General features: G+C 39.7%; 18 protein-coding genes and 1 pseudogene. 5 read left to right on the forward strand and 14 right to left on the reverse strand.

Going from position 1 to position 19,308, the window contains the following annotated elements:
- Positions 1-17: 17 nt before the first annotated feature.
- The 3 genes from R2S57_RS27940 to R2S57_RS27950 all read right to left on the reverse strand — a co-directional run bounded on the left by R2S57_RS27940 (position 18) and on the right by R2S57_RS27950 (position 1,828).
- Positions 18-194 (reverse strand): hypothetical protein, encoded by a 177-nt coding sequence (locus tag R2S57_RS27940; protein WP_316848208.1) that lies wholly within the window; start codon positions 192-194, stop codon positions 18-20.
- A gap of 314 nt (positions 195-508) precedes the next feature.
- Positions 509-1,276 carry an FKBP-type peptidyl-prolyl cis-trans isomerase gene (locus tag R2S57_RS27945; protein ID WP_316848209.1) on the reverse strand — a complete coding sequence of 256 codons (768 nt, stop codon included), beginning with the start codon at positions 1,274-1,276 and terminating at the stop codon, positions 509-511.
- A 132-nt stretch (positions 1,277-1,408) separates the two neighbouring features.
- Positions 1,409-1,828 (reverse strand): nucleoside-diphosphate kinase, encoded by a 420-nt coding sequence (locus R2S57_RS27950; RefSeq protein WP_025144153.1) that lies wholly within the window; start codon positions 1,826-1,828, stop codon positions 1,409-1,411.
- Positions 1,829-2,054: 226 nt separating this feature from the next.
- Here R2S57_RS27950 and R2S57_RS27955 point away from each other — a divergent pair, with 226 nt between their 5' ends.
- The 3 genes from R2S57_RS27955 (at position 2,055) to R2S57_RS27965 (ending at position 5,272) form a co-directional block, all read left to right on the forward strand.
- Positions 2,055-3,065 carry a DHH family phosphoesterase gene (locus tag R2S57_RS27955; protein WP_316848210.1) on the forward strand — a complete coding sequence of 337 codons (1,011 nt, stop codon included), beginning with the start codon at positions 2,055-2,057 and terminating at the stop codon, positions 3,063-3,065.
- Between the two features lie 47 nt (positions 3,066-3,112).
- A complete protein-coding gene (locus R2S57_RS27960; protein WP_316848211.1) occupies positions 3,113-4,108 on the forward strand; it encodes an FKBP-type peptidyl-prolyl cis-trans isomerase in 996 nt (331 codons plus the stop codon).
- A gap of 195 nt (positions 4,109-4,303) precedes the next feature.
- Positions 4,304-5,272 carry an FKBP-type peptidyl-prolyl cis-trans isomerase gene (locus R2S57_RS27965; RefSeq protein ID WP_316848212.1) on the forward strand — a complete coding sequence of 323 codons (969 nt, stop codon included), beginning with the start codon at positions 4,304-4,306 and terminating at the stop codon, positions 5,270-5,272.
- A gap of 50 nt (positions 5,273-5,322) precedes the next feature.
- On the opposite strand, the gene R2S57_RS27970 is transcribed toward R2S57_RS27965, so the two are convergent.
- The 11 genes and pseudogenes from R2S57_RS27970 to yiaA form a co-directional block, all read right to left on the reverse strand.
- Entirely contained in the window at positions 5,323-5,793 is a 471-nt protein-coding gene (locus R2S57_RS27970) for a CYTH domain-containing protein (RefSeq protein WP_316848213.1), read from the reverse strand.
- Entirely contained in the window at positions 5,793-6,185 is a 393-nt protein-coding gene (locus R2S57_RS27975) for an ACT domain-containing protein (RefSeq protein ID WP_316848214.1), read from the reverse strand. Before R2S57_RS27975 ends, R2S57_RS27970 begins: the two co-directional genes overlap by 1 nt.
- A 1-nt stretch (position 6,186) precedes the next feature.
- Positions 6,187-8,136, reverse strand: a complete 1,950-nt coding sequence (locus R2S57_RS27980; protein WP_316848215.1) for a beta-N-acetylhexosaminidase — start codon at positions 8,134-8,136, stop codon at positions 6,187-6,189.
- A 263-nt stretch (positions 8,137-8,399) separates the two neighbouring features.
- Positions 8,400-9,044 carry a hypothetical protein gene (locus tag R2S57_RS27985; RefSeq protein WP_316848216.1) on the reverse strand — a complete coding sequence of 215 codons (645 nt, stop codon included), beginning with the start codon at positions 9,042-9,044 and terminating at the stop codon, positions 8,400-8,402.
- A 57-nt stretch (positions 9,045-9,101) separates the two neighbouring features.
- Positions 9,102-9,491: an STAS/SEC14 domain-containing protein gene (locus R2S57_RS27990; protein ID WP_316848217.1), complete on the reverse strand. Its 390-nt coding sequence runs from the start codon at positions 9,489-9,491 to the stop codon at positions 9,102-9,104.
- 3 nt (positions 9,492-9,494) lie between these two features.
- Positions 9,495-10,862: pseudogene (locus R2S57_RS27995) on the reverse strand (aldehyde dehydrogenase family protein); the annotation flags it as partial.
- A gap of 80 nt (positions 10,863-10,942) precedes the next feature.
- On the reverse strand, positions 10,943-11,647 hold the full coding sequence (locus R2S57_RS28000) for a gamma-glutamyl-gamma-aminobutyrate hydrolase family protein (protein ID WP_316848218.1): 705 nt from the start codon (positions 11,645-11,647) through the stop codon (positions 10,943-10,945).
- A gap of 122 nt (positions 11,648-11,769) precedes the next feature.
- Positions 11,770-12,918, reverse strand: a complete 1,149-nt coding sequence (locus R2S57_RS28005) for an iron-containing alcohol dehydrogenase (protein ID WP_316848219.1) — start codon at positions 12,916-12,918, stop codon at positions 11,770-11,772.
- Positions 12,919-13,272: 354 nt separating this feature from the next.
- Positions 13,273-14,634 (reverse strand): glutamine synthetase family protein, encoded by a 1,362-nt coding sequence (locus R2S57_RS28010; RefSeq protein WP_316848220.1) that lies wholly within the window; start codon positions 14,632-14,634, stop codon positions 13,273-13,275.
- Positions 14,631-15,947 (reverse strand): ethanolamine permease, encoded by a 1,317-nt coding sequence (eat, locus tag R2S57_RS28015; RefSeq protein ID WP_316848221.1) that lies wholly within the window; start codon positions 15,945-15,947, stop codon positions 14,631-14,633. The genes R2S57_RS28010 and eat overlap by 4 nt, the downstream gene beginning before the upstream one ends.
- A gap of 195 nt (positions 15,948-16,142) precedes the next feature.
- Positions 16,143-16,550 carry an inner membrane protein YiaA gene (gene yiaA, locus R2S57_RS28020; RefSeq protein ID WP_316848222.1) on the reverse strand — a complete coding sequence of 136 codons (408 nt, stop codon included), beginning with the start codon at positions 16,548-16,550 and terminating at the stop codon, positions 16,143-16,145.
- 376 nt (positions 16,551-16,926) lie between these two features.
- On the opposite strand from yiaA, the gene R2S57_RS28025 reads away from it, so the two are divergent.
- The gene (locus tag R2S57_RS28025; RefSeq protein WP_316848223.1) at positions 16,927-18,423 is read left to right on the forward strand and encodes an NAD(P)H-hydrate dehydratase; all 1,497 of its coding nucleotides are present in this window, start codon (positions 16,927-16,929) and stop codon (positions 18,421-18,423) included.
- A 121-nt stretch (positions 18,424-18,544) separates the two neighbouring features.
- The gene (locus tag R2S57_RS28030) at positions 18,545-19,246 is read left to right on the forward strand and encodes an AIM24 family protein (RefSeq protein WP_316848224.1); all 702 of its coding nucleotides are present in this window, start codon (positions 18,545-18,547) and stop codon (positions 19,244-19,246) included.
- The last annotated feature ends 62 nt before the right edge of the window (positions 19,247-19,308 follow it).

Genomic DNA, 19,308 nt, shown 5'->3' on the forward strand with positions numbered 1-19,308 from the left:
CAACTTCAAGCTCCCAACTAATTCCCCCCACCGCCAAATATCTTGGATAAAATCCAGATGAGCAATGCAACCACTACTACAACTACAATCACGCCAACCCAAACGCCGGCTTTAAATATACCTTCTACTAGTTCACAACTGCTTAAGGTAGTGCATAAAAATGCGATCAGTACTAAAGGGAATGCTCTTTTCATATTTATGTTAATTTGTAATAGCTAACATCGAATACTGAAGAAAGTTTTAATAAAGGGCTTATTTAGCTCGAATCGGTGTTTGTGATCTCAGATGTTGCCATCTGACACGATATCATATTTTTTAATTGGATTATTTCACTTCAAAAAAAATGCAGTCAGATGGTAACATCCGACTGCACATATAAGGTTTAGTTTCGCAATTATGGTGTCAGATGTTACCATCTGACACGATCTCTAATTTTTCTAAGTGGAGTAATTATCTCGCAATTTTATTTGCATGAACAGTCAGATGGTAACATCTGACCGCACAAATCTTATTTTCCGTTTACTTTTAACAGCTCAACCTCAAAAATCAAAGTGCTATAAGGTGGAATGTCTGCGCCTGCACCACGTTCGCCGTAAGCCAGGTTGTAAGGGATAAAGAATTTATATTTTGAGCCAGCTGGCATTAGTTGTACACCTTCTGTCCAGCCCGGTATCACACGGTTAAGTGGAAAAGAAATCGGCTCACCTCTGTCGTAAGAGCTGTCGAACTGTTTTCCGTTTAATAATGTTCCTTTGTAGTGAACCAGTACCGAATCGGTAGCTACTGGTTTAACTCCCGTTCCGGCAGTTAGAACTTCATATTGTAAGCCACTTGCAGTTGTTTGTACGCCTGCACGTTTTTTGTTCTGATCTAAGAAATCTTGTCCTTCTTTCATAATTGGTGCGTATTTAATTTTATTTGCTTCTGTTTCTGCTTTGTTTTTTATTGCAGAGGCCTTAGATAATGCCTCGTTAATACATTGTTGTGCCTGTTGTTGATTGAGCACAACTTTACCGCCAGTAAATGCATCTTTCAAACCTTTTAATAATACTTCGTAATTTAAGGTAGATAGACCGGTTGTTTTTAAACCTGCACCGATCGAGGTACCAAAAGCATAACTGGTAGAATCTAACGGAGATTTTAATACGGTAAGCGTGGAAGTTTTACTGACTGGAATAGATTTCTTTGCAGCTGGTTTTTTTGCTGCTGTTTTGGTTTGTGCATAAGATGCAACAGCGATACCTGATAAACATACCGCTAGGAAAATTCTTTTCATTGATTATTTTATATGTAACTAATTCCAACAGGTTTAGATGTGGATTATTTTTAAGGCCGAAAGATACAAAATAGATAAAACAATAAAACCCCGAATGTTCGGGGTTTTATTGTAAATGTTTTGTGTTATAAACTAGAAACGTTCGTCTGCTTTGAAAAAGAAGTTACCTTCGATTTCAGCATTCTCATCAGAATCTGATCCGTGAACTGCATTGGCATCAATTGATTTTGCATATTTCTGACGGATTGTACCTTCTGCAGCTTCAGCAGGGTTGGTAGCACCGATCAGTTTTCTGAAATCTTCAATTGCATTGTCTTTTTCCAAAATAGCAGCAACGATAGGTCCTGAAGACATAAAGCTTACTAAGTCTTTGTAAAAAGGACGCTCAGCGTGAACAGCATAAAACTGGCCGGCAGTTTCGTCTGTAAGTTTAGTATATTTTAATGCAATGATTTTGAAACCAGCATTAGTAATGTCGTTAATGATTGATCCGATATGGCCGTTTGCAACTGCATCTGGCTTGATCATGGTGAAAGTTCTGTTAGTGCTCATTGTGTTTTTGATATCAAATTTTTTTGCAAAAATACGTTTTAATTGATGAATTATCAACAGCCATTGCCCATGTTTAGGCCGTGCTTTGGGCTTTGTGGAGTGATATTGTTACTTAAAATTGCGTTTAAAATATTTAACATTGCCTGTTTTTAATATATGAATCCGCTAATCTTAAAATCCTTTAATCCTAATCTAAATTTACTTAGCTTTGCAGCGCAAAAAATATATGCTTACACTAACTGAATTAAAAACATTATTGGCTACGCCACAACGAATTGTGATCACTACGCATCACAAACCTGATGGCGATGCGATGGGTTCGTCCTTGGGTTTATATGGATACTTAATTCAGAAAGGCCACCATGTTAAGGTAATTACACCAACCGATTATCCTACTTTTTTACATTGGATGCCAAATAATGGCGATGTGGTTATTTTTACTGAAAAGCAGGAAGAGGCCGCTAAGTTGGTGGATGAAGCTTCGATCATTTTCTGCCTTGATTTCAATACCTTAAGCCGTATTAACGAACTCGGCGAATTGGTGAGGGCAGCAGGCGCTAAAAAAATCATGATTGATCATCACCTCGAGCCTGAAGATTTTGACGATTACCGCCATTGGGATATCAATGCCTGTGCCGCCGCACAATTGGTTTACGATTTTATTGTAAACCAGTTAGAAGATAAAGCTGGCATCAACAAGGATGTTGCTTCTTGCCTATATACAGGTATCATGACCGATTCGGGATCTTTCCGTTTTGAATCTGCAACATCAGCGGTTTACCGCATTGCAGCCGATCTGATTGATCTTGGTGCAGAGCACTGGAAAATCCATCAATTGGTATACGATAATGCCAGCGAAAACCGTTTGCGTTTTTTAGGTTATTGCCTATCAAACAAGTTGGAAGTGATAAGAGAATACAATACCGCCATTATTTCGGTTACGAAAGAAGAACTGGCGCAATACCATAGCGCAACCGGAGATACCGAAGGTGTAGTGAATTATGCTTTATCGATCAATGGAATCCGTTTGGCCGCATTAATTATTGAGCGACCTGATAAAGTTAAATTATCAGTTAGATCAACAGGTGATTTTCCTGCCAACGAAATCTGCAAGAAATATTTCAATGGCGGTGGCCACAGAAATGCTGCAGGTGGAGCCGCAGAAAAGCTTTTAGCTGATGTAGTAAACGAATTTAAATCGATATTAGCAGAATATAAAGAACAATTGATAGCTTAGAAACAAGAAATAAAACAATAAAAACTTAAAAAAGTCAAATTAAATAAATGAAAAAGGGAATTATTATTCTAGCAGCAGCCACTTTAGGTTTAGCGGCATGTAACAAAGAGAAAAAGGGAGCTGGTGGCTTATTGTATACCATCCACAACTCGGCAGGTAACGAAAAAATTAAAGAAGGTGATATCGTTAAAATGAATTTCATTCAGAAAAACGATAAAGATTCAGTTTTATCAAGCACTTTCGATAGCGAAACTCCTGCAGTATTTCCTGCACAGAAAAAAATGTACGCCGGTGATATGAACGATGTGTTAACATTATTCGGAGAAGGCGATAGCGCAACTTTCAAAGTAAATTTAGATACTATGGCTTTCCATAGTAAACAACCAAAACCAGAGCAGTTTAAAAACGATAAATACATCACTTTCACGGTTAAAATCGAAAAAGTATTCAAGAAAAAAACTGGTGAAGCTGATTCTACTTTTAACAAAAGAGCAACAGAATTTTTCCAGGCTGATTACAAAGCTTCTTCTGAGAAAAAGAAAGCTGCTGAACCTGCAAAATTGAAAAGCTATTTAGAAGATACTAAATTGGCAACCAAAACTACTGCGAGCGGCTTACACTATATTATTGAAACACCAGGTAGTGCAGAAAAACCAGCTTTAGGTGATACTGTATTAATTAACTATACTGGTAGAGTAACTAAAAAAGGTAAAGATGGTAAATACAAAATCTTCGATACAAGTGATGAGAAACTGGCTAAAGAAGAAAAAGAATTTAAACCAGGTAAACCTTACGGTCCTACGAAAATGGCAGTTGGTGGTACAATCCCTGGATTTACTGAAGCTTTACAATTAATTGGTAAAGGTGGTAAAATCAAAGTAATTATCCCTTCTAACTTAGGTTACGGTGAGCAAGGTGCACCTCAGGTAGGTATCATGCCTTTTAGCCCGATTGCTTTCGATTTAGAGATCAAAGACATTATTAAAGGAAAACCAGCTGCAGCAGCACCAGTTCAAATGCCTGCTCCGGTAGTTAAAAAATAATACTTAAATGATATTGTAAATCCTGCTTATTAATTTAAGCAGGATTTTTTTTTGCGCTTTTTTTGACGTTGAACCAAGAAATAAAACGTTCCAAAGATTTATAAAAACTTATTATAGCCTATCTTTGTATGATCTAATAAAATAGCATAAACATCCGGAGATAGGATCGAAAGTTATTTTCAATATATATATTAAATGAAAAAAGGAATTATTATGCTCTTGGCAGCAGCCTTGGGACTATCTGCCTGTAACAAATTCGAAAAGGGTGAAGGAGATATGACTTACAAGATCTATAAAAGTGACGGTAAGCCAAAAATTCAGGATGGTGATTATGTAAAATTGAATGGCGTGCAAACGGTAGAAACCAACACCAATCCCGATTCGGTAATGGTAAATACTTACGACAATGAGCGCCCGGGATTTTTTGCCATTAGCAAATCGATGTTTAAGGGCGATTTGGCATCTGGTTTAAAACTGCTTGGTGAAGGTGATAGTGCTGTTTTTAAACTGAACCTCGATTCGATGGAGAAATATTCTGGTCAGCCAAAACCAAAAGGATTAAAATCAAATATTGCCTCTTTTACCATCAAAATTGAAAAGGTACTCCATAAAGGAAAAGATCCTGATTCTATTTTCGATGCCAAAAAAAGACTTTTTTTCGAAGCGGAGTATAAAGCGCTAAACGAGAAAAATAAGGTTGTAGAACCGACTAAAATTGCTAAATATGTGGAGGAGAACAGCCTTAAGGTAACTACTGCTCCTTCTGGTTTACAATATGTTATTTCAGCCCCAGGAAACTCTGAAAGAGCTGCTTTAACTGATACGGTATTGATGGACTATACCGGTCAGTTTACCAATAAAAAATCGAGCGGCGCATTAAATGTTTTCGATACTTCGGATGCTAAAATTGCAAAAGAAGCTGGCATTTTTTCCGAAAGCGTGCAGTATGTGCCACGTAGCCTGCCTTTAGGTCAATTGCCACAAGGTGTGATCCAGGGTATCCAGCTTATTGGTGTTGGGGGCAAGATCAAAATGATATTGCCATCAAAATTAGGCTTTGGCGAAAATGGAGGCGGACCAATCAATCCATTTACCCCATTGGTATTTGATGTGGAGCTGAAAGGCATTATTAAGCCAGGCGCAGCAATGCCATTGGCTAAGTAAATTATCAGACCTTATAGGTTTTTTAAACCTATAAGGTCTCTTTATAAAATTTAAACCCAATCTTTAAAAGGTTTGACCGTTAAATTGGAGTTGTAATATTTTTCTTCTTCGGTAACTTCATTGCTTATCCAGTCAGGCAAATCAAAAGCCTCATCTTCGCTTTCCAGCTCGATCTCAGCAACAATCAAACCTTTATTATCTCCCAGAAAAACATCAACTTCCCAAAGTTTGCCGTTAAAGTGAATTTCATATCGTGTTTTCGAAAGCTCGGAAAGGGAGAAATGATCCAATAATTCTGTGGCCTCGGTAACTGGAATTTCATATTCATATTCCATTCGGGTAGCGCCAATAGTTTGTCCTTTTATGGTTAGAAAACCTTTTGTTGATGTTGCCCTTACGCGTATGGTTTTGTCTTTATCGGTAAGCAGATAACCCTGCCTAAAAAGTTTTCCCTCCGGTTTGCTCAGTTGATCCCATTTCTGCTGATCGATCAAAAATTTCCGCTCTATTTCTTTTCCCATTATTCAGAGAGTTGTTTTAAAATATTCATAGCTGCTTCGGTATCTTTCACCCCCACAAATATATGGTCGTGGTAATAGGCCGCGATTACATTGCAGCTTATGCCTTTTTTGGATAGTGCAGATGAAAATGCTGCCGTTAAGCCTACCGCTTCTAAAGAAGAGTGCACGGTTAATGTGATCCAGGAGGCGATAAATGTATATTCGAGACCTAATTGATCTGCAATTTCCTTTTTTAAGACTACTGTAGTGGCCTCATGCTCTTTAAATAGGCAAATCGCCAGATTGATATCTATTGTTTGTTCATGCCCAACCTTACAAAATACAAATTCTCCAGGGTTATGTATCGGTTTCATGGTTTTTAGAAGCATGGACAGACTTTTTTCTCCTGTCATTTTATCTCGCCCTTTTTTGCAAATCTGCTACTGGCATGCTGATCAATCTTCCGATCGGTTGTTTGCCGCGGTAGGTAATTACGCGTAACATACTGGCATCTTTTGGTACCTGTAAGGCAGCGGTATATTTAGGGTAAAAACGATCGGGAGTGGAGTTGTCAAAGCTGTAATAAATATCTAAACCGTCAATCTCCGGAGTTAATTCGATCATTAATTGTTTATCCGCACTGCGTTTTACTGTAAAAATAGGATCGTAAATGGCAGGCGAATATTTAATCTCTGCTAAATCCAGGCGTTTGAAATGTTGTTGTGTACGGTCGACAAAATTTGTCCAGTTTTTCTTCTCAATAGGACTCCAGATCGATTCTGCAATCGCGAATGCACGTGGCCAAACCATGTATTCTACCTGGCGGAAGGTAAAGATCTGTTCTGTCCAGAGGTTGGCCTGCGCACCAATCACATATTGTGCATTTACACCAGCCGGAACTGGGTTAAACTGATAGGCTTTGTTTAACCTTAACGAAGCATAAACTTTTGGTTCGGTAATTTGATCGGCCTGCATATAATCCAAATAGGCAAAGTCTGTTGGACTCATTACCACATTGTGTTTCTCATTGGCTGCCTGAATACCATATTTCATTCCCCGCCAGCTCATAACCGCTGCTGTTGGCGATACACCACCTTCAAGAATTTCGTCCCAGCCCATAAATTTTTTGCCTTTCGAAACCACAATCTGTTCCACACGTTTTTCAAAATAAGCCTGAACCTGTGGAATGGTTTTTAATCCTTCGCGCAACATTAAGGCTTTCACCTGATCGTTCTTTTCCCAAAAATTATGTGGTGCTTCATCTCCGCCCATATGGATATATTCGAAAGGGAAAAGTTTAGCTACCTGGGTAAGTACCGAATCTAAAAAGACATAAACTTTCTCATTTGCTGGGCACAACGTATTGTCGATCAAAGCTGTTGGTGGCGCGCCACGGCTCCAGTCCATAATTTTTTCGCCCGAACGTACTTTATAATTCACCGCATCAGGCGTACATGAAAGTTCTGGATAAGAAGAAATAATGGCTAAACTATGTCCTGGAACATCAATTTCGGGTAAGATGTTTACAAAACGCTCTTGCGCATACTGAACAAGTTCTTTTATGTCGTCCTGAGTATAGAAACCGCCATAAGTGCGGGGTTCATCGGCAGTTGGTGGTGTGAAATCGCCAAATGTGCCTGTTTTTTTAACACTCCAGGCACCTACTTCGGTTAGCTTGGGTAAACCTTTAATTTCGATTCTCCAGCCCTCATCATCTGCAAGGTGCAAATGCAACAGGTTGAATTTATAGCGCACCATATCATCAATAAACTGTTTTACTTCCTGTTTGGTGAAAAAATGACGGGCCACATCGAACATTAAACCTCTCCAGCCTAATTTGGGATAATCGACCACATCAACACAAGGCGCTTTCCACTTGATATCGTTTACCAGTTCTTTACTTTCTATTTCAGCAGGGAAAAGCTGCAGTAAGGATTGCACACCATAAAAAATGCCTGCTGGCTGGTTGGCAGTGATCACAACCTGCGTTGGATTAACATTGAGCTTGTAACCTTCTTTGCCCAACTGCGTGTCTTCTTGGGTATTTAAAATGAGTTTAATCGTAGGGTGGCCAGAATTGCTCACTGTACTCACAAATTTACCTGTAGCGGTGCTAATCCGGTCGGATAAATAAGCAATAGACTGTTTTAACTCTCCGCTCTTAACCGCCTGTATAATTACATTTTCGGGTAAGGTAAATGTTCCGGCCTTTTTCATTAAGGATACAGGCTCGGGTATAATGGCAATTGGAGTTTGTGCAACCGTACTTTCGGAATCGCCGATTTCAGTTTCTGTAACTAGCGTTTGAGCGAAAGTATTGGCTGCAAAAACACAGCAGGAGATCATCAGGAATAATTTTTTCATTCGAATAATTAAAACGGGTTAACCGGATAAGTATAATCCGCAATTTATTAAAAAAGATTTTAATAGGAGGTATTTGTAGGAAGAGAAATGTGTAAGAAGCACAGCGCAGGGCGCATGGCGTTTGTCTAAAATTGTGCTGTTATCAAAGATTTGTCAGTCGGTGCGGAGTCGAAGGCTCAACCACAAAGTTCTACTGTAGTCTGTCATTGCTAGCACAGTAAAGAACCTTTTAAAGAAGTAGTATTATTTGATTCTTTTTGAAACTATTTTGCCTCGAATCCTTTTAAAATCGTTTCCATAACACTATATAAAACTCCCGTATCCCAATCTTCTAAATAGCTATATCCTTTATTGATATTTGATGGATTTTGTTTTGAAAAGATGGCAAAATAGGTGCGGTAATTTTTGGTGCCTACATCAGGCCAAGGCAAAAACTTTTCCTCTTCTTTAATAAAGCTTGTTGCCTTAATTTTAATTCCTGATTCCTCAAACAGCACATCAGCCAGCGTAAAGGTTGCTTTTTGATCAAATAGCGCTAAATAGTGATCAACTAAAGCATCGAAATAAGTTACCCATACTTGATTTAATATTTCGGCATATTGGTTATACAAAGCGATTTTATTAATGCCATAATAAGAACCGAAACTTATTTTGATCATTTCACCATCGCTGTTCCTGATCAATAACTGATACTTTCTTCCTACCGTAAATTCAAATCCTCTAATCCATTTGATACCAAACCGATATTGTATAGGCGCGCCTTGGGATAGGCTGGTTATTGCGGGAACTGATAATTTTTGATCGCCAAATACGATAGATTGTGGCGTAAATGATAAATTTTTAGGTTTTCGATTAAAATAGCCCTGTTTAATTAACCAGCTTTTCTGATTGCTTTCTGGAGTGATCATGTGCAAATGTTATGAGTCTCAGTGAACTGGGGTTAATTACCGTATTACAGATTTAAATTACAAAAACTGCGTTAACCAGTCCCTGGCTTTCTCATCATCAGTAAATGATTTCATGGGAATGGGTGGAATTTGAAACTTAAAAAGGATCTTCATAATCAATTGCGCTAAACCTGGTTTCGAAACCATGGCCATGGCCGTATAAATTTGGGGTAACTGCTCCGTAGAAAACCTTCGCGTTTCTTTATCCGGAACAGGCGAATTTTTTAGGTATATTAACAATGGAACCTTCTTGTTGTTGGTGATTTTCTTCACCAGGGCAACATTGGCAGATATATTTTCTACAGTCCGTAAAACGCTTTTACTGTACGAAATCAGTATCCCATCATCTGTTAATAAATAATCGGCAATTTCGCCTTCGATTAAGTGATTGTCTCTTTCATTTCCCATGTTTTACCCCCTTAAATGATAAGCTTTTGGTTTGGTAAAGGCCCTTAAGCCCTGGTGGGATAAGGTAGCGCCTATACCTGAATATTTTCTTCCGCTCCATGGTAGCGCGGCACTCACGCGATCGCAGCAGTTCCAGTAACCTGAGCCTGCATCTAATTGAGCTAATATTTCTTCAGCTTTTGCCTGGCTGGCGGAATAAACAGAAGCGGTTAGGCCATAGTCGGTATCTTGCATCATGTTTAATGCCTCAGCATCATCCTTCACTTTCATAATGCCGATAATGGGCCCGAAACTTTCTTCCTGCATCACCAGCATATCGTTGGTCACATCCGTTAGCACGGTTGGTTCAAAATAATAACCTTTTCCCTCAACGGCCTTGCCACCGGTTAATATTTTGGCGCCTTTGTTTAAGGCATCTTTAACCTGATTTTCCAATACCGCTACCTGTTCTTTTCTGGTTAAGGCGCTAATGTATACCCCATCGGTTGTTGGTAAACCGGTTTTCCAGCTTTTAACTTCGGCAACAAAGGCATTTAAATAAGTGTCGTAGTTTTTCTCGTGTACATAAATGCGCTCAACCGAACAACAGCTTTGTCCGTTATTGTAAAAGGCACCGTCTGCCGTACCAACTGCTGCGTCGGTTACATTAGCTACATCTTCGGCGATATATAAAGGATCTTTTCCGCCCAATTCCAACTGACAGGGAACCATTTTGGGGGCAACTTTTTCGTAGATTAATTTCCCTGTTTTGTACGATCCGGTGAAGAAATAACCGTCAAAGTTCAGCTCTAATAAGGCCGCGCCAGTTTCTTTCGCACCAATGGCGATTTGGAAAATATCATCAGGCACACCGGCTTTTTTTAATAACTTTTCGATCTGGAGGCCGGTCAGTGTGGCATATTCTGATGGTTTGTATAACACCGCGTTTCCACTTAAAAGCGCTGGAATAAAAACATTAACGCCAACAAGATAGGGGTAATTCCAGGCAGAGATGTTGCAAACCACACCCAAGGGCTCGTATTTGATTACCTCTTTTAAACCAGGTTCATCAAGCATTACTTCATCAGCCAGGTATTTTTCAGCATTGCCCAACATCCATTTGATACGGGCCCTTGCCCCGTTAATTTCGTTGCGCGATTGCTGGAGCGGTTTGCCTACTTCGGAAGTGAGCACCGAAGCGAGTTCTTCTATTTCTGCTTCCAGTAAAGAACTGAACTCAGTAATCACTGAAATCCTCTCACCGAGGGTTTTATTGGCCCATAGCGGCTGCGCTTTTTTTAAGGTGCCAAATTTGGCTTGAAGTGTGGATGAATTATCTTCAGTTAAACTGGTGATAATTTCTTCTGTTGCGGGGTTGATGATGTGCATCTTGCCTAATGATTTATTGCCACGGAAACACGGAAATCACGGAGAAATCATTTTGTTCTTCCGCAATCGGTATTTCTGTGTATTTATTTATGATTAACAATTGAATTGATAAATGCACTGTGTATGTTTTTGCTAAATGGTCCATGCTGGTCTTTTAAACGCTCGGGATGCCATTGTACAAATAACAAAAAGGATTTCCCTTCGGGTGCTATCCTTTCCATGGCTTCTGCAATGCCATCTGGTGAGATGGCACTTACCACCAGCCCTTTCCCTGTTTTATCGGTACTTTGGTGATGATTGCTGTTTACCAGGCCCTTATCGGTATTTACGATCTGGTTGAGCCAGGAAGATGGATTCACCAGGATTTCGTGATAGCGGTCTGATTTATCGTGCATCTTGGAATGGTCGAATTTCCCCCAGGTGGGGATATCGGGGATCAATGTTCCGCCAAAAAACACATTGCCTACCTGTATACCACGACAAATGCCCAAAACCGGGATTGAATTGGCCTCAGTATAGGTTAAAACCTTAAATTCAAACTCATCGCGTTCTTCATCAATATCATCATCATAACAATAAGGATAATATTCGGGCTGGTTATAAAAGCGTGGATGAACATCTTCTCCACCGGTTAAAACAATACCATCACATTTTTTGATCTCATCAAAATTGTTCAGTTTATAGCCAAGCTGGATCACTTCTACGTTATTGTTGTAGGATAAAACCCAGTCGCGGTAAATGGCGTATTTGCTGCAATCGGTTACACCAATGATTATTTTATCAGACATAGTCCTTTATGTTTTTGCCACAGATTTTCACAGATGAACACAGATTTGGATTGCAATTTTTTATTTAAGTTATATCGCCGTTTATCTGTGTTCATCCTCTTTATCTGTGGTTAATGGCTGCTTTAAAGTGCATTTAGATATAGTTGTTTAAAGTCTGCTCTGCTTACTGGTTTAGGGTTATTTGGATGTGCAAAATCTGCAAAGGCTAAATCGGCAAGTGTTTCGATGTGTTCATTTTTAACGCCAATATCACTCAATTTATGCGGAATATTCACTTTTGTATTTAAATCGAACAGATATTTTACAACCGCTTCGCCAGTTTCGTCTTTAAGCGCTAAAGTTCGGGCAATTTTTTTAAAACGGTCTTCAAAACCAGCAATGTTGAATTGCATGCCATATGGAATATTTACGGCATTGGCTAAACCATGATGGGTATCTAAAAGCGACGAAAGTGGATGTGCCAGCGAGTGCACTACCCCCAAACCTTTTTGAAAGGCTATGGCACCCATCATCGAAGCCATGAGCATTTTACTGCGGCTTTCTAAATCTGGATTGTTGGTTGCCTGCTCTAACGAATCCTTGATCAACGAAATTCCTTCTAAGGCAATCCCATCACACATGGGATGGAAGTTTTTGGCCAGATAAGCTTCCATATTGTGTGTCAGCGCATCCATTCCTGTAGCTGCGGTAATAAATGGTGGTAAATCCATAGTTAACTCCGGATCTGCAAAAACGATCTGCGCCATTAACTTGGGCGAGAAGAGAATTTTTTTCTGATGGGTTTCGTCATCGGCAATAATCGCACTGCGGCCCACCTCGCTTCCGGTACCTGATGTAGTTGGGATGGTAATAAAATGCGGAACCTCGTTGGTAACGTAAATATCCCCACCAATTAAATCATCGTATTTGAAGAGGTCTTCGCGGTGGTTCACGCGGAGTACAATTGAGCGGGCAACATCCAGTGCCGCACCACCACCAATACCCACAATGCTATCGCGATGTGTGGCATCCCAAACATCAGTTCCTTTGTAAACATCACTCTTTACCGGGTTTTTGTGGATATCGTTAAAAACTTCTACTGAAATGCCTTTTGCGTTTAAGTCATCCACAATTCTTTTAAAAAATGGAAGCTGGGCAATGGTCGGGTCGGTAACAATTAATGGTGCCTTTAAATTGTTTTTTGCTAAGTAGGCCGGCAATTCTTTTACTGCACCTGCACCAAAACGGATGGTTGTTGGAAAATTAAACTGATGGATTTTATCAAATATCATGACACTTATTTTATCTTTTTTATCACCTAATATCACTTAGGCGTATTGTTGTTTTCTATGCTATAAAGCCTGGTTGTCTACCATTGGCTAAAGTGTTCTAAGATGACTAAGGTGGTAAACCTTCATAGCTTGTTTTATTTTTTACCACCTCAGTCACCTGAGTTCATCTAAGCTTGGGTTGTTATTTTTACTGTCCTATAAAAGGCCTAACTTTCTATCATTTGCTAAAGTGTTCTAAGGTGGTAAACCTTCATAGCGTGTTTTATTTTTTTTACCACCTCATTCATCTGAGTGCATCTAAGCTTGGGTTGTTAAAAAGATTCTGAACCAAGTTTAACATGACGACTCTTTTTGTTAAATAATCTCTAAATACCTTTTCAGTTCCCAATCGGTTACTACTTTGGCATACTGCTTACATTCCCATTCGCGGGTCATGGTAAAATGATCAACGAAATCTTCGCCCAATAATGTTTTCGCCAGATCTGAATTTTTCATCTTTTGTGTCGCCTCGAATAAATTGCGTGATAGTATACCATTTGATAAATTGGTATAGCCATTTCCTTTGGTTGCGGGTTGCTCCAGTTTTAACTTATTTTTAACGCCATACATTCCGGCAGCTAAACAGGCCGAAAGTGCTAAATAAGGATTGGTATCTGAACCCACTATCCGGGTTTCTAAACGCGAAGCCTTTTTGCTCCCCGGCAATGCACGCAGTGCCGTGGTGCGGTTATCGATGCCCCAGGTTACCGTGGTGGGTGCCCATGCACCTTCAACGAAACGTTTGTAACTGTTAATGGTAGGGGCAATCATCGGTAAAAGATAAGGTAAGCAATGCAGCTGACCAGCGATATAATTTTTCATGGTTTCGCTCATTTTATCGGCATCTTTTTCGTCGTAAAACAGATTTGTCTTTTTGTTTGCATCCCAAAGGCTTTGATGCACATGGCCGCTGCATCCCGGTAGGTTCTCGCTTATTTTAGCCATAAATGTAGCCAGGATACCGTGTTTATAGGCAATTTCTTTTACGGCTGTTTTAAACAAAATTGCCTGGTCGGCTGCTTGTAAGGCTGGCGCATATTTGATGGCGGCTTCATAAACCCCAGGTCCGGTTTCGGTATGTAAACCTTCAATTGGGATGTCGAATTTATTCAGCAGATCGAACAGGTCGCTCATAAATTCATTCCGGTAAGTACTCCTTAGAATGGAATAACCAAACATGCCCGGACTTAAGGGTTTTAAATTGGCAAAACCTTTTTCATGGATGCTTTCTGGGGTTTCCGAAAAATTGAACCATTCAAACTCCTGGGCAAAGAGCGGAGAAAAGCCTTCATTTTCACATTCGTTAATTAGTTTTTTTAACAATTGCCTTGGACATACAAAATTTGCCTGATCCTGATCGTTGATAAAATCGCCCAGAAAAAAAGGCACTTCATTTTCCCATGGGATTTTCCGAAAGGTACTGATATCAATTTTAACCTGTGCATCAGGATAACCGGTATGCCAACCGGTATATTTGCCGTTTTCGTAAGCTACATCGCCGGCATCCCAGCCAAAGGTAACATCACAGAAGCCTAAGCGGCCTTCAACCAGAGATGCAAATTTTTCGGCAGCTACATATTTTCCCCTCAAAATACCGTCGATATCGGCGACAGCTAATTTTACTTTTCCAGAGGGATGCTTTTTAACGTAATCCAGAATTTCTTTGCTCGTACTCATTGATCTGCCTTTTTAAAGATTTTATATAGAAGAAATATGCCTAAAACGATGCCCGAATAAATTAAGCCCAATTTAAGATTATAAATCAGCATCGCGATAAACGAAACGCAGGAAATGATCAATGCAATGATGGGAAATAAAGGATAAACCGGTGTTTTAAAAGGTCTTTCCATTTCAGGTTTGTTTTTCCTGAGTATCATTACCGAAACCATTGAAATGATGTATAAGGTTAGTGCTCCAAATACCGAAATAATGATGATTTCGGCTGTTTTGCCGGATAGGAGGGCAATAATACCAATTACCATATTGCCAATTAATGCATTGGCTGGCGTTTGAAATTTTGGGGATATTTTACCTAAAATTGCGGGAATACTTTTCACCCTGCCCATTTCATAAGTAGAACGGCCGGCTGCCAATACCAATCCGTGAAATGATGCAACCAAACCGAAAAGCCCCACTGTAATCAATAAATGATACATCAGGTGATTGTCGCCGGTGATCATCGAGAGTGCAAGGGGCAAAGGCGAATCGGAAGTTTCGCCCGATTTCCCGTTTTTATATACAATGGCTTCCCAACCGCCAATGCCGATGGTAGCAATAAAAACCAGCACACACAATACCACTAAGGTAAATATGCCCCAGCCAAAACCTTTGCTGATATCGCGCTGTGGGTTTTTGGTTTCTTCAGCTACATTGGCAACACCCTCAATGCCCAGGAAAAACCAAATGGCAAAGGGAATGGCGGCAAAAACACCGCTCCAGCCATTCGGAAAATTATTATGGACCAGGTTCTCTGCACGAAATTTAGGTAGTGTAATACCGGAGAACAAAAGCAGCTCGCCAACAGCTAAAACCGTAATGATCACTTCGAATGAGGCGGCGGCCTTTACGCCATAAACATTTAGGGCCGTAAAGATAAAATACACCGCAATTGCACTGGTAAGGATGGGTACCTGCGGGAAGAAAGCATTAAAATATGCACCAATGGCAAAAGCAATAGCTGGTGGTGCAAATATAAATTCGACCATTTGGGCAATACCTGCAATAAAACCAATATTTTTACCCAGCGCTGTATTGGCATAATCGAAAACACCGCCTGCCTTTGGTATGGCACAGGCCAGTTCGGCATAACTGAAGCTAAAGGTTACATACATAATCATGATGGCAACCGTTGCGATGGCCATGCCTAACGTACCACCTTTTTCGAGGCCAAGGTTCCAGCCGAAATACATTCCCGAAATTACATAACCTACACCCAACCCCCAAAGCATAAAGGGGGTGAGCGTTTTTTTTAAGCCATCTTTTTGTTCCATTGGCAGGATGTATAAGATTAAATAGGTTTATAAAATTTGCTCGAAAATGATAAACTATTCGCTTCGGTATCTGGTGTTTAAAGTAGTAATTATTTTTTAGTTAAATAGATAATATATCTCGTTTTTAGCTGAAAACTAAAAAACCAATGCCGAAGCATTGGTTTTAATAAATTCATTAAGAATAAACAGATACGGCTACTCCGTATCGCGGTTTTTATTCACAATCTGGCTGTCTCTCGTATTCTTTTGTACCGTAATGGCACCAAATAACGAAAGTAAAAAGGCAAAGGCATAAAATCCTTTTTCGCTGGGCAGCAAGGTGGCATTCCACAAACCGATTACCAATAAGGTGATGGTTAATAGTGTAGAAAACCAGCTGATACCATAATAAATTTCAGTAACCGGGATTCCTTCCAGTTTATCGCGAACAGCTTTTTGTAAAGAGATTACGGCAAAAAGGCCAAACATCAATACGGTAAAATAATATCCTTTTTCGTTAAGAAGCATATCAGAACGCCACAAGCCTACAATAAAGCCGATCATTCCGATACCTAATGCCATCCAGGCTGCTGCCACGAATGCATTCGATGGTTTTTGATTCATTGTTTTGAGATTTAATTTAATTCAATAGACAACGCTAAAGATTGGCAAAAGGTATAAAAATTAAAGGACTTGCTTTAAATTATTTCAGAAATCTGAGCCACGAAAGGAATGTTGTTAAGTTAAACCATTAAACACAGGTAAAATCATTTAGCCTTAATCTGCCCCGATTTTCGGAAGATAAAAAAAATGTGATGTTATTTAGATGGGTATGCACATGGGGGTAATATCCGTGTTTATCCCCGCCTGAACTGAGGGGCAGGTGTGTACATCTGTGGTTAAAAACACATAAACTATTCGATAACATTCTGTTAATGGAGGAAAAATCAAACAAAATCCCATCTTTTGCATTATAGCTGTATAGTTTTATCTTAGTGATATGCGAACATTGCTTACTTCTGCCCAAATGCGCAGCGCCGATCAGTTTACCATTGCCAATAAACCCATCGCCTCTATCGATCTGATGGAAAAAGCGGCGCGGGCTTTTGTTCAAAGTTTTTTGAGGGATGAGTTTGATACCAATAAAAGTGTTGCCATATTCTGCGGGAAGGGAAATAACGGTGGTGATGGATTGGCCATTGCGCACCTACTCATCGCTAACGGATACGAGAATATCAAAGTTTATATTGTCGATTTCGGCAAAAAACAAAGCGATGATTTTGCCATCAACCTGCAGCGGATTGAGGAAACACGCTGTAAAAAAACAATCATTAACGCACCTGCTGATTTAAAGAATATCAAAGCAGATTTAATTATCGACGCGATTTTAGGCTCTGGTTTAAATAAACCTTTAAGCGGTGCATTTGAAGAACTGGTTCAGATGATCAACAAACTGAACAAAAAAGTTTACGCAGTTGATGTGCCCACAGGTTTTTTTACTGAAGGCAAACTACCAAAAGATTATAACGGCATAAAAGCCTATAAAACGATCTGTTTTCAGCGTCCGAAGATCAATTTTTTCTTTCCTGAATCAGCAACAGCGACCGAAAAATATGAAGTGGTTGATATTGATCTGGATGAGACTTTTATTCAAAAACAGGATTCCGGTTTTTACTTGCTTGAAGAAAGCGATATCGAAAAGCTGCTTAAGCCCCGAAAATTATTTAGTCATAAAGGCACTTACGGCCATGTCTTGATTATCGCCGGAAACACCAACACGATGGGGGCAGCCTTACTTTCTTCAATGGCCTGTTTGCATACTGGTGCCGGATTAACCACTGCATGTATCCCGCAAAGTGGTTTAATTGCTTTAAATACCACTTTGCCAGAGGTGATGGCACTGGTTAGAGATGAATATACACGGATTGAAAATCCGAAGAAATATCAGGCCATTGCCATAGGGCCAGGTTTAGGCACAGCGCCTGAGAATGAAAAGTTGCTAGAAAGCCTGATTATGGCTGGACAGGCCTTAATCATTGATGCTGATGCCCTGAATATTTTGGGAGAACGATCTGATCTGATTGATAAACTTGCGCCCAACAGCGTTCTTACACCTCACATGAAAGAGTTTGATCGTTTATTCGGGGAACATGATCACTGGTGGGATCGGGTAGAAAGGGCTAAAGAACAAGCCAGAAGACTTAAGATTGTAATCGTGCTCAAAAATCAATATACTTTTATCTGTTTGCCAACAGGTAAGGTTTTAGTTAATCCAACAGGTAATCCGGCCATGGCACAGGGAGGTATGGGCGATATTCTTACAGGCATCATTGCTGGCTTTGTAGCACAAAAGTATGCTGCAACAGATGCTGCTATTTTAGCGTGCTACATTCATGGAAAAGCAGGTGATGGTTTAGCTCATGAACATTTTGTGATTACCGCATCTCAGGTGGCTACAAGGGTATCCAAAGAAATTAAGATGCTCATCTCCAAATAGTTTATGAACCTGATTGTGGAAAAAAAAATAGCGTTAACCTACTATGCTTCTAGTTTAAAATGTATAGTTTAAGGGAATATTTAGTAATCAGATACCTAAAAACGGAAAATTTAAATTAATTATGGCACAAAGAGAGTACACGCTGAACGAATTAATTCGGGAGTCGGCAGAAAATCCAAATGAGAACGATTTTTTCGAATTGGAAAAACCAGCCATGCTGGAAGTAAACCTAAAAAGCCAAAAGATTTTGGCGAAAGCAGGTTCAATGGTTGCTTACATCGGGAATATCGATTTTAAAAGAGAAGGTTTATTGAGCAAAGGCCTTGGTGGTTTGTTAAAGAAAGCTATCTCTGGCGAAGGTACTTCGCTAATGCACGCTACAGGAACAGGTAAGTTGTATTTGGCAGATGAAGGCAAGAAAGTAAAAATCATTAAACTTCAGAACGAATCGGTTTTTGTAAACGGAAATGATGTACTGGCTTTAGAAGAGGGCATTAAAAATGAAATAAAAATGCTGAAAAGCATTGCAGGGATGATGAGTGGTGGCTTATTTCAGGTTAAACTTTCTGGAAGCGGTTATATTGCCATTACTACACATGGAGAACCGATTTTATTAAGGGTTACCGCAAACCAGCCTGTGTACACCGATCCAAATGCGACAGTGGCCTGGTCTGAAAACCTAACGCCAAACATCAAAACCAATTTAACTTTCGGTTCTTTTATCGGGAGAGGAAGCGGCGAATCTTTCCAGCTGGAATTCTTTGGCGAAGGATGGGTATTGGTACAACCTTACGAAGAAGTGAAGTACGCAGCTAAATCTTAATGCTGTGGCTAGTTAATGATCATTAATAATTGCCCACCTATAGTTGTAGGATTGCTTCGTTC

The sequence above is a fragment of the Pedobacter psychrodurus genome (assembly GCF_032678585.1).
Classification (GTDB): Bacteria; Bacteroidota; Bacteroidia; order Sphingobacteriales; family Sphingobacteriaceae; genus Pedobacter; species Pedobacter psychrodurus_A.

Excerpts from the sequence above, each read along its gene's own strand:
- R2S57_RS27940 (WP_316848208.1), bottom strand. The coding sequence starts at position 194 with ATGAAAAGAGCATTCCCTTTAGTACTGATCGCATTTTTATGCACTACC.
- R2S57_RS27945 (WP_316848209.1), bottom strand. The coding sequence starts at position 1,276 with ATGAAAAGAATTTTCCTAGCGGTATGTTTATCAGGTATCGCTGTTGCA.
- R2S57_RS27950 (WP_025144153.1), bottom strand. The coding sequence starts at position 1,828 with ATGAGCACTAACAGAACTTTCACCATGATCAAGCCAGATGCAGTTGCA.
- R2S57_RS27955 (WP_316848210.1), top strand. The coding sequence starts at position 2,055 with ATGCTTACACTAACTGAATTAAAAACATTATTGGCTACGCCACAACGA.
- R2S57_RS27960 (WP_316848211.1), top strand. The coding sequence starts at position 3,113 with ATGAAAAAGGGAATTATTATTCTAGCAGCAGCCACTTTAGGTTTAGCG.
- R2S57_RS27965 (WP_316848212.1), top strand. The coding sequence starts at position 4,304 with ATGAAAAAAGGAATTATTATGCTCTTGGCAGCAGCCTTGGGACTATCT.
- R2S57_RS27970 (WP_316848213.1), bottom strand. The coding sequence starts at position 5,793 with ATGGGAAAAGAAATAGAGCGGAAATTTTTGATCGATCAGCAGAAATGG.
- R2S57_RS27975 (WP_316848214.1), bottom strand. The coding sequence starts at position 6,185 with ATGACAGGAGAAAAAAGTCTGTCCATGCTTCTAAAAACCATGAAACCG.
- R2S57_RS27980 (WP_316848215.1), bottom strand. The coding sequence starts at position 8,136 with ATGAAAAAATTATTCCTGATGATCTCCTGCTGTGTTTTTGCAGCCAAT.
- R2S57_RS27985 (WP_316848216.1), bottom strand. The coding sequence starts at position 9,044 with ATGATCACTCCAGAAAGCAATCAGAAAAGCTGGTTAATTAAACAGGGC.
- R2S57_RS27990 (WP_316848217.1), bottom strand. The coding sequence starts at position 9,491 with ATGGGAAATGAAAGAGACAATCACTTAATCGAAGGCGAAATTGCCGAT.
- R2S57_RS28000 (WP_316848218.1), bottom strand. The coding sequence starts at position 11,647 with ATGTCTGATAAAATAATCATTGGTGTAACCGATTGCAGCAAATACGCC.
- R2S57_RS28005 (WP_316848219.1), bottom strand. The coding sequence starts at position 12,918 with ATGATATTTGATAAAATCCATCAGTTTAATTTTCCAACAACCATCCGT.
- R2S57_RS28010 (WP_316848220.1), bottom strand. The coding sequence starts at position 14,634 with ATGAGTACGAGCAAAGAAATTCTGGATTACGTTAAAAAGCATCCCTCT.
- eat (WP_316848221.1), bottom strand. The coding sequence starts at position 15,947 with ATGGAACAAAAAGATGGCTTAAAAAAAACGCTCACCCCCTTTATGCTT.
- yiaA (WP_316848222.1), bottom strand. The coding sequence starts at position 16,550 with ATGAATCAAAAACCATCGAATGCATTCGTGGCAGCAGCCTGGATGGCA.
- R2S57_RS28025 (WP_316848223.1), top strand. The coding sequence starts at position 16,927 with ATGCGAACATTGCTTACTTCTGCCCAAATGCGCAGCGCCGATCAGTTT.
- R2S57_RS28030 (WP_316848224.1), top strand. The coding sequence starts at position 18,545 with ATGGCACAAAGAGAGTACACGCTGAACGAATTAATTCGGGAGTCGGCA.